The sequence below is a fragment of the Sphingomonas sp. BGYR3 genome, from assembly GCF_025153455.1.
Lineage (GTDB): Bacteria > Pseudomonadota > Alphaproteobacteria > Sphingomonadales > Sphingomonadaceae > Sphingomonas.
Genome location: NZ_JANZNT010000001.1, coordinates 2,246,103 through 2,260,407, shown reverse-complemented (window position 1 = coordinate 2,260,407; position 14,305 = coordinate 2,246,103). Strand labels below are relative to the sequence as shown.

Sequence of the window (14,305 nt, the reverse complement as noted above, 5' to 3'; positions counted from 1 at the left end):
GAAACGATGGCAACCGAAGTCAAAGTGCCCGTTCTGGGCGAATCGATCACTGAAGCGACCATCGGCGAATGGCTGAAACAGCCGGGCGATGCCGTCGCCGCTGACGAGCCGATCGCAAGCCTCGAAACCGACAAGGTGTCGGTCGAGGTGCCCGCCCCCGCCGCCGGGGTGATGGGCGAACATATGGCCAAGGTGGGCGACACGGTTCAGGTCGGCGCGGTCATCGCGATGATCGACGCTGGCGGCGCCGCTGCGGCCCCGGCCGCCCCCAAGGCGGAGGCGGCACCTGCGGCTCCGGCGGCTCCCGCTGCCCCTGCCGCTCCGGCTGCGCCTGCCGCTCCCGCCGCGTCGGCCCCGGCGCTCGACGCTGCGGCCCTGTCTCCGGCGGTGCGCCGTGCGGTGCTGGAACTCGGCGTCGATCCGTCCTCGATCAAGGGCACGGGCCGCGACGGCCGCATCACCAAGGAAGATGTCGAGGCCGCTGCTGCCGGCAAGTCGGCCGCGCCCGCCCCGGCGGCGCCCGCTCCCGCCGCAGCATCCGCGCCGGTCGCCAGCGAAAGCGCGCCGGGTCGCCGGGAAGAGCGGGTCCGCATGACCCGCCTGCGCCAGACCGTCGCCAAGCGGCTGAAAGAGGCGCAGGACACTGCCGCCCTCCTCACCACCTTCAACGATGTCGACATGACCGCGGTCATCGAGGCGCGGGCCAAGTACAAGGACCTGTTCGAGAAAAAGCACGGCGTCCGCCTCGGCTTCATGGGCTTTTTCGTGAAGGCCGCGTGCCAGGCGCTGAAGGACATTCCCGGCGTCAATGCGCAGATCCAGGGTGATGAAATCGTCTATCACGACTATGCCGACATCTCGGTCGCGGTTTCCGCGCCGCAGGGTCTGGTCGTGCCGGTGATCCGCAATGCCGAAAGCCTGACCGTCGCTGGCATCGAAAAGACGATCGGCGATTTCGGCAAGCGCGCCAAGGACGGCACGCTCAAGATGGACGAGATGAAGGGCGGCACCTTCACCATCTCGAACGGCGGTGTGTTCGGCTCGCTGATGTCGACGCCCATCATCAACCCGCCGCAGAGCGCAGTGCTGGGCCTGCACCGGATCGAGGACCGCCCCGTAGTGCGCGACGGCCAGGTCGTGGTGCGCCCGATGATGTATCTGGCGCTGTCGTACGACCACCGCCTGATCGACGGCCGCGAGGCGGTGACGTTCCTGGTCGCGATCAAGAACGCGATCGAGGACCCGACCCGGCTGCTGATCGACCTGTAATTTCGCCAAACCGCCCCCATGTTGCCGGGGGCGAATGGAGCAGAACATGGCTGAATATGACTATGACGTCCTGGTGATCGGTGCCGGTCCCGGCGGGTACGTCGCTGCGATCCGCGCGGCGCAACTGGGGCTGAAGACCGCGTGCGCGGAAAGCCGCGAGACGCTGGGCGGCACCTGCCTCAATGTCGGCTGCATCCCGTCCAAGGCGCTGCTCCACGCATCCGAGCTGTTCGAGGAAGCGGCCGGCGGCAAGCTGGCCAAGCTGGGCGTCAAGTTCGACAAGGTGAGCCTCGACCTCGACGCCATGCACGCGCAGCGGCTGGATGCGGTGAAGGGCCTGACCGGCGGCATCGAGTTTCTGTTCAAGAAGAACAAGGTCACCTGGCTCAAGGGCCGCGCCGCGTTCACCGACGCCCACACCGTCACCGTCGGCGATCAGACGGTCAGCGCGAAGCACATCGTCATTGCCACCGGTTCCTCCGTCACCCCGCTGCCCGGCGTCGAGGTGGACCAGCAGGTCGTGGTCGATTCCACCGGCGCACTCGAACTGCCCAAGGTGCCTGAGCATCTCGTCGTCATCGGCGGCGGCGTCATCGGCCTTGAACTCGGCAGCGTGTGGAAGCGGCTGGGCGCAAAGGTGACCGTGGTCGAATATCTCGACCAGATCCTTCCAGGCTTCGACGGCGATGTGCGCAAGGAATCGCTGAAGCTGTTCAAGAAGCAGGGCATCGAATTCAAGACCGGCACCAAGGTAACCGGTGTTGCGGTGGATGGCGGCAAGGCGACCGTCACGATCGAACCGGCCAAGGGCGGCGATGCCGAAACCCTGACCGCCGACACGGTGCTTGTCGCCATCGGCCGCCGGCCCAACACCGACGGCCTGTCGCTCGACAAGGCGGGCCTGTCGGTCAACCAGCGTGGCCAGATCGAGGTCGATCACAGCTTCAAGACCGCCGTCGACGGCATCTGGGCGATCGGCGACGTCGTCCCCGGCCCCATGCTCGCCCACAAGGCAGAGGATGAGGGGATCGCGGTTGCCGAAAACATCGCCGGTCTGCACGGTATCGTGAACCATGATCTGATCCCGTCGGTCGTCTACACCATGCCCGAAATCGCGGGCATCGGCCTGACCGAGGAAGCGGCCAAGGAAAAGGGCGAGGTCAAGGTCGGCAAGTTCCCGATGGCCGGCAACAGCCGCGCCAAGACCAACCACGAGCCGGACGGCTTCGTAAAGGTCATCGCGGATGCCAAGACGGACAAGGTGCTGGGCGTGTGGATCATCACCTCGGTCGCGGGCACCATGATCGCTCAGGCGACGCAGGCGATGGAGTTTGGTGCGACGAGCGAGGATATCGCACTGACCTGCCACGCCCACCCCACGCATCCGGAGGCGCTGAAGGAAGCGGCGATGGCCGTGATGGGCAAGCCGATCCACATCTGATCCGCGTCGGCGAAGGGATCAGCCCTGCTGATCCCGGGCGCACAAGACGCGGACGGCATGGGCTTTGCCCGTGCCGTCCGGCCGGATAATCGAATTGCCATGATCACCGACCGCGCCGCGCTTGAATCCCGCTGGCTGGCGCTGACCCGCCAAGACCTTCCCGGCATTGCCAGTGCACGTCGCTGGCCGATCCGCGCCGATCATTGCTTTCAGCGCGTGCTGCTCGATCATGCGGCAGGCGGCGTCTGGTACGATCACATCGCTGGCCGCCCGGCCTATGCCCATGCGGATGCCGCCCTGCTCGCCCGCGCCGTGGCGCTGGGGGAGGCGGTGCTGGCCGGCACCGCCGACTTGCCCGCGCTGAACCGACAGTCCATCGCATGGCGACGCAGTCGCAAGCAGGAAGCGGCAGGCTGACCCGGCAAAGCCGTCCTGACCGGCTCGGCTGATCGCGCTCGCTTGTCGCTTCATCGCAATCGTTCATTTGCAGGCAACCCTCGGCCGCCTGATGCGCTCACTGCGCAACAACCGGACAAACAGGGGATAATCCCATGCAGCGCAAGAATTTGGCGCTGACGGGCGCGGCCATCGGTGTGGCTGCGGCTGTCGGCGGGCTATTGGCCATCGGCAGCCGCACGCGGAGCGGCACAGGATCGCATGATGACGCGCCCGGCCGAACGGCCCGGCGCAAGCCTTCGGACGACAAACGGGTCACCGGCAAGACGGTCCTGATCGCAAAGCCATCGCGCAGCGAACTTTACGATTTCTGGCGAGATTTCAGCAACCTGCCGCTGGTCATGGAAAATCTGGAAGCCGTCGAGCGGATCGACGATGAACGCAGTGGGTGGCGGATCAAGGCGCCGGGCGGCGGTACGGTCAGCGTGGAAACCATCGTCGCACAGGACCGGCTGGGCGAACTGATCGCGTGGCGCTCCACCGAAGCGTCAGAGATCGAAACCGAGGGCCGCGTTACCTTCCGCGATGCCCCGGCCAATCGCGGCACCTATGTCGAACTGGTCATCGCCTATCAGCCGCCGCTCGGGGTGGTCGGACAGGCTGTGGCCAGCCTGCTCCAGCGCGAACCGGCGATCCAGTCGCGCCGCGACCTGCGGCGGTTCAAGATGCTGATGGAAACCGGTGAGGTTGCCACCGCCAGGAACCGCCTTGATCATGAGGAGACGGTCTGATGCGCGCCCTTTGCTTTCACGGAACCAAGAATGTCAGCGTCGACACGGTTCCGGACCCCATGATCGTCAATCCCCGCGATGCGATCATCAAGGTGACAAGTACGGCGATCTGCGGATCCGACCTGCACCTGTTCGACGGCGTGATCCCCGGCACCCGGCCGGGCGACATTCTGGGCCACGAATTCATGGGCATCGTCGAAGAAACTGGCCCAGGCTCGACATTGAAGCGCGGCCAGCGCGTGGTGGTGCCGTTCACCATCTCCTGCGGCAGCTGCTATTTCTGCGGCAAGCAGCAATTCAGCGCCTGCGACAATTCCAATCCGGTCGAAACCCAGGAAATGGGCGAAACCATCTACGGCTATCCGATGACCGGGATCTTCGGTTATTCGCACCTGACCGGCGGCTATCCGGGCGGACAGGCGGAATATGTCCGTGTCCCGTTCAGCGATGTCGGACCCATCGTTATCGAGGATGACGGGCTGGACGACGACAGGGTGCTTTTCCTGTCCGACATCCTTCCCACCGGCTGGATGGCGGCGGAAAACGCCGCGATCGAGCCGGGCGATACCGTTGCCGTCTGGGGCGCGGGACCGGTCGGCCTGTTTGCCGCTCAAAGTGCCCGCATCATGGGTGCGGAACGCGTCATCGTAATCGATCATTATCCCCGCCGGCTCGAACTGGCGCGCGGCCTTGGCTGCGACATCATCAACTTCCGCGAAACCCGTGTGCGCGAAGCACTTGCCGAGATGACCGGCGGCGTTGGGCCGGATGCGGTGATCGACGCGGTCGGGATGGAGGCGCACGGCTTCGCCATCGACAACATGATCGATATCGCCAAACAGACCATCGGTATCGGGGCGGACCGGACCTCGGCGTTGAAACAGGCGATCCTGTCGGTACGCAAGGGCGGACGGATTTCGGTCCCTGGCGTCTATGGCGGCCTGACCGACAAGTTCCCGATCGGCGCGGTGATGGAAAAGGGCGTCACGCTCAGGACCGGTCAGACCCATGTGCAGAAATATATGGGCGACCTGCTGGCGATGATCTCGGATGGAGTGATCGACACGACCTTCCTGATCTCGCACCGCCTGCCGCTCGAACAGGCAGCGGACGGCTATCGCCATTTCCGCGACGAACAGAATGAATATACCAAGATCGTGCTCAAGCCGGGGATGGCGGCATGATCCGGCAGAAACCCCTGAACCAGCAGGTCATGGTCATCACCGGCGCGTCGTCCGGCATCGGCCTGGCCACCGCACGCATGGCATCCTCGGCTGGCGCGAAGGTGCTCTTGGTGGCGCGCAACGACGATGCGCTGGCACAGGCCGTGGCGGATATCCGTCAGGCGGGCGGCACCGCCGACCATCTGGCGGTGGATGTTGCCGATGCAGACGCAGCGCAAAGGATCTCCGCCAAGGCGTTGGCATCGCTTGGCCCGATCGACACCTGGGTCAACAATGCGGCCGTCGCTTTGTTCGCCCGGCTGGATCAGACCACGCTGGACGAACAGCGCCGGGTGTTCGACGTCGGCTATTTCGCCACTGTCGCTGCATCGCTGCATGCGGTCGAACAGATGAAGGCGACCGGCGGCGGCACGCTGATCAATGTCGGATCGGTCCTGTCCGAACGCGCCGCCCCGCTGCAGGGCGCCTATTCCGCCATGAAGCACGCAGTTCTGGGCTTTACGGAGGCGCTGCGCAGCGAGTTGCAACAGGAAGGGGCGCCAATCCAGGTCACCCTGATCAAGCCCCACGGCATCGACACGCCCTATCCCGAACACGCCCGCAACCGGCTGGGCAAACCGGCCCAGATCCCGCCGCCCTTGTACAGCGCCGATCTGGTGGCAAAGGCCATCTGCTTTGCCGCTGCCAATCCCCGCCGCGAATTGCTGGTCGGCGGGGCCGGCATGTCGGCCACCATCGTCGGCAATCTGGTGCCCGGCCTGTCGGACTGGCCGATCGCCAAGCTGTTCGGCCGATGGAACCAGACCACGGATCAGCCGCCGGAACCGGGTACTTCGGATAACCTGTTCGAACCGCGCAGCGACGGGCGCGTGGCGTCCAATCAGCGGCGCTTCGTCCGGCAATCCAGCCTGGCGCTAGCCGCACAGCTCCACCCGGCGCGTATCGCGGGCGGGGCACTGGTTGCTGGCGGCCTTGCCTATTGGATGCTCCGCGGTCGGATGCACCGGACCGGCGACTGACGACAAGACCATCTGTCCTGCTCTTGTTGTCCGACAGCGGATGGGCGACAGTCGCGCGGAATGGACGCTTCGCCAACTAAAGCCGCAGGGATGCCGGAACGCACGCCGTCCCGGCCGCTGCGGGTCGTGGTCGCGGGTGGCACGGGCACGATAGGCAGGGCCACCGTGGCCGAACTCGTGATGCGCGGCCACCGGGTCCTGTGCCTGACCCGTCCGGATCGACCGTCATCGTCAGGCTTGCCGGCGGGCATCGACACTTGTCGCTTCGATCCAGTCGGCCCGGATGACAATCATCGGCCATGGCTTGAAGGCGGTGCTGTGGACGCCGTCATCTCCTGCATGGCGTCGCGCAGCGGCGTTCCGGCGGATGCCTGGGCGGTCGATCACGCCGCCAATCTCGCACTGCTGACCGCAGCCCAACGGGCGGGCGCGGCGCACTTCGTCCTGCTGTCCGCCATCTGCGTTCAGCGGCCCCTGCTCGCCTTTCAGCATGCCAAGCTGGCGTTCGAGGCGGAGCTGATGGCATCCGGCCTTGCCTGGTCCATCGTCCGGCCCACCGCCTTTTTCAAATCCCTGTCGGGCCAGATCGGCCGGGTGCTGGCGGGCAAGCCGTTCCTGCTGTTCGGGGACGGCACGCTGACGGCGTGCAAGCCGATCAGCGACCGGGATCTTGCGCGCTACCTTGTCGACTGTCTCAGCAATCCCGACCGGACGAATCGCCTCCTGCCGATCGGCGGCCCCGGCCCGGCCCGGACGCCGCGCGATCAGGGCATGGCCCTGTTCGACCTGTTGGGCATGCCGCCCCGTTTCCGTTCGGTCCCGCCCGGCCTGCTTTCCGCCATCGCATCCGGGCTTGGCATGGCGGGCCGGATGTTCCCCGCGCTCGCCGCAAAGGCGGAACTGGCGCGCATCGGCCATTATTATGCGACGCAATCCATGCTGGTGCTGAATCCGCAAACCGGCCGTTATGACGCCGATGCAACGCCGGAAACGGGCACCGATACGCTCATCGACCATTACCGTTCGATCATCGAAGGACGCGCCAGCGCAGACCGCGGCGACCATGCTGTGTTCTGATTGCTGATGCGGCGCGGCAATCGCCGCGAAACGCTGGAGCGGGCGAAGGGATTCGAACCCTCGACCCCAACCTTGGCAAGGTCGGCATCACCAGTTTTTGGCGCTATCTCCGTTCATGCCGTTCCCGGATTTCTGCCATTCTTCAAATACCAGTGTTTTAGCCGTTTTCGAGGTTTACCGATCTTTTTGAGCGTTCCCAGTGGGGATTCAGTGGGGCGAAATCCGCACCGCATTACGCACCATCTCAAAATTCCCCACTCGATTCCCCACTGGAATTGATGCTAGGCGGCTTGCAATGCAACCGGGAAGGGTTTGGACATGGCAGGAGTTAAGCGCCCAATCGGTCGGCCAGGTCGATATGCGAAATATGAGGCTTTGGAAGCGTCACTCCCCGACGTGATGACCAAGCGCCCGGTCTATTGCGACGGGATCGGGCTTTTCCGGGGTGCAAAGTCCTTCACAGTCTGGATCAAGGTCCGGCTCCCTCACGGGGGCAGCTATAACAACCGCTCAGTGCCTCCCGGCGGCTCCATCGAGCATAAGGCGGGCAACAGGGCATCATGGACGTGGCAACAGCTTGAAGCCGAACGGGACCGCCTACAGGGCTTGGCGGATCGGAATGAGCCGCTGGAACAAGCACAGGTCGAAACCTTCGCGGCCTATGCGGCTGCATGGCTGGAACGACGCAAGCCGACGCTCAAAGGCTACGGGATCAGCAACGGCCACGTGAAATCTGCGCTCAATCCAACATTCGGAAAGATTGCTTTGAATGCGATCACGGTGGCGGACGTGAACCGCTGGATTGGAAAGCAAAGTGCCACACTCGCCCCTGCTACCGTCAAACGGCAACTGAACACCTTCAATTCGATAATGAATGAAGCGGTGAAAGAGGGCTTGATAGCCGCAAATCCATCGCAGCACGCCAAGCGGGTCAAGGCGGGTGAAGAGCGACAGCGGTTTGTGACCGAACAGGAATGGCAAGTCATTCTGCAAACTTGCGACCGGATCGAACAGGAGCAAGAAGAGCGGCGCGAATTGATGCCACATGAGAAACGTGGCTGGCTGAGGCACTTCGTCGCTTGGGCATACAACTCCGGCATGCGCCGTTCGGAAATCTTGGCGCTGGAATGGGACAATGTGCGGGAGGTGGATGCAGATCATACCGTTGTCGAAGTGCTGAACTCGAAAAACGGCAAGTCTCGCTACGTCACCTGCACGGCAGAAATGCGGAGTATCCTGACGGCGCTAAAAGCATTGCCTCGGGAGGACGGCGATAACCGGCTATTCCCCGTGTCACTGACGACACTCAAACGCGCTCTCACTTCGCTATGGAAAGCAACTGGACTGGGGGACGTGCGCTTGCATGACCTTCGCCGCAGCCATGCGACAATCTTGATCGGACGAGGCGTAGATGTTCGCACAGTCGCTGGGCGCCTTGGCCATACCGGCACCGCCATGCTTGCGAAGCATTATGCAGTCGATCGCGGCGACAAGGAGGCGGCCGGAATTTTCTCGCAGCTTTAACCATTAATGTTTCTGGACTCCATTTGAACGTCAGTTATGCGTGGATGAACCAGTCACATGATCAGGCGATAAGCGGCTCTATGTCGCGGGACACTTGATCTGCCGAATGCTGACATGGGTATTTGGAAGGCGTTAACCGGGCGTCCGTTGGTAAGGGTCCCTTATTGGCAGGGACCTGAAGCGACCCGGCTAAACTAACCGTCACCTTAAAAAGACGGAAAGTGAAGCCTCCTATGAACATGACACCTGAATTCTATGCCGACAAAGACATCGCCAAAATCCTGAACATGTCCCCCGAATGGGTAAGGGGACAGCGCCATCGGCGCAAGCATGGCCTGCCCTGCATTCTCGATCTTGAACCCCGCTATATCGGTGCCTGCCCGCGTTATTCCCGCGACGACGTGGAAGCGTTCGTGGCGGCTCTTAAGGGGTGATAGTCATGGATGCCGTCGATCACGGGCTACGCCCCGTTGGCCATCCGCAGAATGCGGTCCAAGAAGATAAAGCAGCGCAGATCCTCGAACCCGGCCGGGGGGTGTTTTTCGATCCATATTTGGAACTCCGACATCCGGAGGGCAGTGCATTTGCCGAGCACATCCTGTGCGAGCTGGATCGCCTCAAACCGCCTAAGCGAAAAAGGTCGCTCAAGAACGAGGAAAACCATTCTCGCCGCATATGCGCCATCCTGGCCAACGGCATCCTAGCGCACTTCTACCGTCACAACGGCGCGGTACTGTTTTTCCGTAAGGCGGATGCAAGGCAGTATGTCGATTGCCCATCGTGGATGCAGCATGGCTCGCTTGGGAGGGGTGTCGATGCTCTGGTCGATGCGGGAATGCTTGTTTCCATCAAAGGCAAGGCAATGCCCGGAAACGGGAAGCGTCCTGGCTGGGCATCATCCTATGCCCCCACCGACAAGCTGATCGAAACCGCCGAGCAATTCGGTGTTTCAAGCGATACTGTGTGCCACCGCCTTCCGGCTGATCAACTCGTCCGATTGTATGGCCCAAAACCAGCAAGGAAGTATGATTGGCAGGAAAGAAAACTGGTCCAAGCTGGCAAGGCGGAGGCGATCCCCTTTAATGATACCGTTGAAACAACCGATTGGCGTGATTGTCTGAAAGTGATCAATGCCCATTATCGGCAGCAACGCATCGGCCTTGCATTACCGCCTGGCGGCATGGACGATTTGGTTGAAAAGCTGAACCAAGATCGAGGAAATCAGGGTCCGCCCTATAGACTGCCAGAGCTGATCCGAACGGACCTGTATCGACGGTTCAATAATGGCAACCGGGATGATCCTCGGTTTGACGAAGGGGGTCGGCTGTTTGGCGCATGGTGGATGTACATCCCCTCAGCCTTGCGAACGTCGATCACGATTGAGGGTCGGCCAACGATTGAGCTGGATTACGGGGAGTGCTTTCCCCGGATGCTGTATCACCAGCAGGGGCTGGAGGTCGAAGCCCCGTATTTCATTCCAGAGATTGCCCAGTACGAAGCAGATGGTTTGATGCCGGCAGGCTCCAGCCGCAAATGCGCAAAATGGCTGTTTAACCTGTTGATCAACGGCAAGGGAAGGGCGGATTTAGCCGAGGTACCCCCTGACGTCGTTCTCCCAATCGGCGTGAAGCCGTCAGATATCCTGCCGTTCTTGGAAGCCAAGCATCAGCCCATTGCCGCCTCTTTCAACACAGGAGCCGGGTTCCGGTTGATGCGATTGGAGTCAGACATTGCCCTTGAAATCGTCTGGTCAGCCATTGTGGAGGGGTGGACCATCCTCCCCATCCACGACTCATTCATCACAACAGCAGACAAGGAAGAGAGGCTGAGGGATTTGATGATTGGATGTTATCAACAACAGCTGGGTTTCATGCCGGTGCTTAACAAGGTTTAGCATCGCACCCAAAGCTAAGGGGTATAGACCCCCACCCCTGAACCCTTTCTAGGAACTCATAACGATCCATATGCCTTGTTGGCGAGTTTCCGCAGCTCGTCGGCAAGCAGTTGCTGGGCGTCAGCCATTCCCATCCGATACATTTGCTCTTGCTCGCTTTCAGATGGACGGCTGGCGCTCATGGCTGCCAACTGCGCAGTACGGTCGGCAAGACGCGTAAGGGTTTTGGCATACATTTCGGTTGCCTCAACCTCGATGACAGCCTGCATCTCATCATCGTGCGCTTCTTCATCAACGCTTGAAGCATCCCCATTCGGTGCACCGTTGTTGGGGTTGGCGATGCGAAAGGTGCCGTTACGAAGAGCCTGAGCCGCTCGTGTTGCCCCAAAGCTGTTTGCGGCATTCCACATGCAGAGCACCCCCGGTACCAGCGCCCACCACCAGGAGGGGGCAAGGAACCAGACAACTCCCGCTGTTATTAGCCATCCCCAAAAGGCGCTGGCATTGCGATTGGCTGCACGGTCAAAATCGGCTGCCGTAGCAGATCGGGTATCCACCATCGCGTTCCTCACCGTTGCCATTCCCTTCAGGCAAGCATGCATGAAGCTGATGCAAAACCGTCAGGAGCTATGGGACATGGGCATTCGTCAGTATCCAACTCGATAAAGCCAAAAACTAAATGAGGTATAAATGCCCGTGGACTGATAGTCCGCCGATCAGGCCTATCCTCGACGATGGACGAGGATGCGATCCTGCTGGAATTAGGCAACCGGATTAGGACACAACGGAAAGCTATCGGCTTGACCCAAGAGGCTCTTGCCTTGGCTGCTGGCGTGGATCGCTCATATTATGGCGCAGTCGAGCGAGGGGAACGCAACGTGACCTTCACAGTTCTGTGTCGCCTCTGCATCGCTCTTCGGTGCGACGTGGCTAAGCTGACGAGCAAGCTACCCGAGCGGCAATAGAATGTCGCCCTGCAAGGGTATTCATTTTAAAGCGTTCTTAGCGTTATTTGACTGTCCGGCACCAACTATCCAGATCGATGGCTTTTGCGTCTGTACGCGCAGCTATGGGCAAAATGGCGCTAATCGGAATGCAAATTGCCTCATTTACGAAAACGCAAAACACAATCGCCCATGGCAAATGTCATTACCCCATCAGTATCGTCCGCAGGCTCGATGACCTCGACTTCACCCAACTCCCATATGCCGACATATGATTTCCGTCGGCGGATGCCGTCTGGTCCGGGCGGATGGCTCGTAGTGACAATGGCGCGTCTCTGGGATCGCAATTCAGCAATAAAGCCCGGCCATGCCGTATGGCCATTGACGCGATCATCAACGTAGACGCCCCGCACAATCCGATGCTGATGAATGCATGGAATTTTTTCACCGTCCCATTCAGCAAACCAAGAACCGGGATGGCCTTTTGGGAGACGCATCTTTTACACCATAGGATCAAAAGAATGATTGCTGTTTATCGGCGTATGCTTGGCAACCCTCAATAAAACTCTGGCTCTTGCCGCCGCATTGATCGGGATCGGTTATTCCCTTTTGCTCGGCCCATTCATAGCCAGCGCGATGCCCACTACAATCTTGGGTACACCGTCGCCCCGCAAAGCTCGCAGCAGGCGCGTCATCATCTTCGTCGCTGTCCCCATCTTCCGCGTAGCGTTCATCATCAACGGGCTCATCGCTTGTCGCCCTAGCCTCCAATCTCGCCTGGAGATCATGCCGGGCCATATCATCGAAGCGGCATTATGCAGCAAATGCACCAATGCATAGATGACTGTCATCCCTCGCGGTGGCGGCTTTCATCGTTTGCGCTTTAGGTGTTAATTACGGGGCCTTGCATTTCTGCAACGGCGACGTGCGGGCCTTTGCTTCCAAACCGGATCAGGGCTCGAATGAAATCATCTCCGTCAATTCCGTAGCCCGAGTATTTAACCACGAGAACGACGCGGAACTCTCCCAAGCCCTCGTGGACATAAGCTGCTTCTTTCTCCCAAGATCCTTGTGGCGCTATGTGAGCACGCTGAATGTGGCCCGGGGCCATATCCCTGCCGACAGCAATTTCGGCATCCGGGATAGACCATCGGTCTTGGGTATTCGGACAATAGCACCAACTGAACGCGACTCTAATTTTGCTAGCGGGGGTCTGCCCAAAGTTTTTCAATATTACGCATATTTCTGCGATAGAGGGGCTAGCCTCTTCTGGCTCGATTTTCTCGATTTGAACGTAAGGACGAAGCTGCCTACCACTGGTCTCTACCGCGATCCTATTCGATTCGCGCATCTCCTTCGTGGCGTCTCCGGTGTCTTTCACCGCTTCACGAGTAAGCTTGATTTGCTCGTAAAGCAGGATAGTCCCGATCGCTGTTACGGCAGTGCCGGCGAACGAGACAACAACAACCCAGAACGACCAGACTGCCGACGCCTCTTGTGCAGCCAAGTCACGCCGTTCGGTCTCTGTGGCTTCCTTGGGATCGGGATTGGATATGTAGCTTTCCGCAAGCGCCGGGATGCCCGCTCGGTTACGGTCGATCTGATCGGTTTGCTGTCGGCTACTATTGGCGCGCTCTTCGTTGTAGCGGCGCTCCTCGCTAGCGTTCAGCCCTAGTCCAGCAAGTGCTAAGCATCCCCCAATCGCAAAGACGATGCCCCAATCGCTTCTACACATTGGACAAGAAACACCGCTGTAAATTTACCCCGACTTATGTTGTTCCTGATATTCGGCTCAGAGTCCATCACGCCTAAGCTTATCAGACGTTCTGCGAGCTGCGTTGGCCGGAAACGGATGGCGAAGCGGTTTGCCCCAAAGTGCGGCTGTGTCGAAATTTACAACATCATGTCGGGCCGCCGCTTCAAATGCGTTGGCTGTCACCACCAGTTCAGCGTCACCAGCGGCACCATCTTTGCGAGCCGCAAGCTGTCGTTCACCGATCTGCTCGCCGCCATCGTGATCTTTGTGAACGGCGCTAAGGGCGTTTCCGCGCTCCAGGTGAGCCGCGATCTGGACGTGCAATACAAGACTGCGTTAGTCCTCTCGCACAAGCTGCGCGAAGCGATGGCACTGGAAATGGCCAACCGCCAGCTTAACGGCACGGTGGAAATCGACGGCGCATATTTCGGCGGTTACGTGAAGCCGGAGAACGCCAAGGCCGACCGCAAGGATCGCCGCCTAGTCGCCAACCGCACCGGTAAGCGCCAGTTCGTTGTCATCATGCGCGATCATGTTGGCACGCTCGCCACCATCCATGCCGACGAAGGCACCGGTTGGGATGCTCTCCACGCCGGTTGGAAGACGGAGCGCGTCAATCACTCGGTCCAGTTCATGGACAAGGGCGTCTGCACCAATCAGGCGGAAAGCTATTTCAGCCGCCTTCGGCGCATGGAAGTGGGAACGCGCCACCATATCGCGGGGCCGTGTCTGTTTGCTTATGCCGGTGAAGCGTCATGGCGCGAGGATAACCGCCGCGTGTCGAACGGTGATCAGGCGATGCTGGTTGGTGCGTCGGCTATGGCTAGCCTGGTGTCGCGCAAGTGGGCGGGGTATTGGCAGCGCACTCTGTAAACTCTCAGTTTACTCGAAAAAAACTTTGCGCAGTAAATCATTGATATAGAACGAATTTTGTAATTCGTCTCCCGCGCCTCTCACATTTCCCGCAAATCCCCATTGACTTTTGCAATGGTTAATGCAATAACAACAAA

At 60.6% G+C, this 14,305-nt stretch carries 15 protein-coding genes and 1 pseudogene; 13 read left to right on the top strand and 3 right to left on the bottom strand.

What is annotated here, in order from left to right; genetic code table 11:
- The first annotated feature begins 6 nt into the window (after positions 1–6).
- The 10 genes from odhB (at position 7) to NYR55_RS10620 (ending at position 10,595) form a co-directional block, all read left to right on the top strand.
- The gene (gene odhB / locus NYR55_RS10665; RefSeq protein ID WP_260021276.1) at positions 7–1,269 is read left to right on the top strand and encodes a 2-oxoglutarate dehydrogenase complex dihydrolipoyllysine-residue succinyltransferase; all 1,263 of its coding nucleotides are present in this window, start codon (positions 7–9) and stop codon (positions 1,267–1,269) included.
- 46 nt (positions 1,270–1,315) lie between these two features.
- Positions 1,316–2,710 (top strand): dihydrolipoyl dehydrogenase, encoded by a 1,395-nt coding sequence (gene lpdA, locus NYR55_RS10660; RefSeq protein WP_260021275.1) that lies wholly within the window; start codon positions 1,316–1,318, stop codon positions 2,708–2,710.
- A 99-nt stretch (positions 2,711–2,809) separates the two neighbouring features.
- Positions 2,810–3,127 (top strand): GCN5-related N-acetyltransferase, encoded by a 318-nt coding sequence (locus NYR55_RS10655; protein ID WP_260021274.1) that lies wholly within the window; start codon positions 2,810–2,812, stop codon positions 3,125–3,127.
- A 134-nt stretch (positions 3,128–3,261) separates the two neighbouring features.
- Positions 3,262–3,897 (top strand): SRPBCC family protein, encoded by a 636-nt coding sequence (locus NYR55_RS10650; RefSeq protein ID WP_260021273.1) that lies wholly within the window; start codon positions 3,262–3,264, stop codon positions 3,895–3,897.
- Positions 3,897–5,081, top strand: coding sequence for a zinc-dependent alcohol dehydrogenase (locus tag NYR55_RS10645; RefSeq protein WP_260021272.1), 1,185 nt, complete (start codon positions 3,897–3,899; stop codon positions 5,079–5,081). Before NYR55_RS10650 ends, NYR55_RS10645 begins: the two co-directional genes overlap by 1 nt.
- On the top strand, positions 5,078–6,100 hold the full coding sequence (locus tag NYR55_RS10640) for an SDR family oxidoreductase (protein WP_260021271.1): 1,023 nt from the start codon (positions 5,078–5,080) through the stop codon (positions 6,098–6,100). The genes NYR55_RS10645 and NYR55_RS10640 overlap by 4 nt, the downstream gene beginning before the upstream one ends.
- A gap of 60 nt (positions 6,101–6,160) precedes the next feature.
- Positions 6,161–7,177, top strand: coding sequence for an NAD(P)H-binding protein (locus NYR55_RS10635; protein WP_347709667.1), 1,017 nt, complete (start codon positions 6,161–6,163; stop codon positions 7,175–7,177).
- Between the two features lie 318 nt (positions 7,178–7,495).
- Complete coding sequence (locus tag NYR55_RS10630) at positions 7,496–8,701, top strand: site-specific integrase (RefSeq protein ID WP_260021269.1); 1,206 nt, start codon at positions 7,496–7,498, stop codon at positions 8,699–8,701.
- Between the two features lie 233 nt (positions 8,702–8,934).
- Complete coding sequence (locus NYR55_RS10625; RefSeq protein ID WP_260021268.1) at positions 8,935–9,135, top strand: helix-turn-helix domain-containing protein; 201 nt, start codon at positions 8,935–8,937, stop codon at positions 9,133–9,135.
- Positions 9,136–9,140: 5 nt separating this feature from the next.
- Positions 9,141–10,595 carry a hypothetical protein gene (locus NYR55_RS10620; RefSeq protein WP_260021267.1) on the top strand — a complete coding sequence of 485 codons (1,455 nt, stop codon included), beginning with the start codon at positions 9,141–9,143 and terminating at the stop codon, positions 10,593–10,595.
- A gap of 56 nt (positions 10,596–10,651) precedes the next feature.
- Here NYR55_RS10620 and NYR55_RS10615 read toward each other — a convergent pair whose 3' ends face one another.
- Positions 10,652–11,167 (bottom strand): hypothetical protein, encoded by a 516-nt coding sequence (locus tag NYR55_RS10615; RefSeq protein ID WP_260021266.1) that lies wholly within the window; start codon positions 11,165–11,167, stop codon positions 10,652–10,654.
- 162 nt (positions 11,168–11,329) lie between these two features.
- Between NYR55_RS10615 and NYR55_RS10610 the strand changes: the two genes are divergently transcribed.
- The gene (locus tag NYR55_RS10610) at positions 11,330–11,560 is read left to right on the top strand and encodes a helix-turn-helix transcriptional regulator (RefSeq protein ID WP_260021265.1); all 231 of its coding nucleotides are present in this window, start codon (positions 11,330–11,332) and stop codon (positions 11,558–11,560) included.
- Positions 11,561–11,700: 140 nt separating this feature from the next.
- Here NYR55_RS10610 and NYR55_RS10605 read toward each other — a convergent pair whose 3' ends face one another.
- Entirely contained in the window at positions 11,701–12,036 is a 336-nt protein-coding gene (locus NYR55_RS10605) for a hypothetical protein (RefSeq protein WP_260021264.1), read from the bottom strand.
- Between the two features lie 49 nt (positions 12,037–12,085).
- Between NYR55_RS10605 and NYR55_RS10600 the strand changes: the two genes are divergently transcribed.
- Positions 12,086–12,379: a hypothetical protein gene (locus NYR55_RS10600; protein ID WP_260021263.1), complete on the top strand. Its 294-nt coding sequence runs from the start codon at positions 12,086–12,088 to the stop codon at positions 12,377–12,379.
- A 43-nt stretch (positions 12,380–12,422) separates the two neighbouring features.
- On the opposite strand, the gene NYR55_RS10595 is transcribed toward NYR55_RS10600, so the two are convergent.
- The gene (locus NYR55_RS10595) at positions 12,423–13,274 is read right to left on the bottom strand and encodes a hypothetical protein (protein ID WP_260021261.1); all 852 of its coding nucleotides are present in this window, start codon (positions 13,272–13,274) and stop codon (positions 12,423–12,425) included.
- Positions 13,275–13,351: 77 nt separating this feature from the next.
- Here NYR55_RS10595 and NYR55_RS10590 point away from each other — a divergent pair.
- Positions 13,352–14,168: pseudogene (locus NYR55_RS10590) on the top strand (IS1595 family transposase); the annotation flags it as partial.
- Between the last annotated feature and the right edge of the window lie 137 nt (positions 14,169–14,305).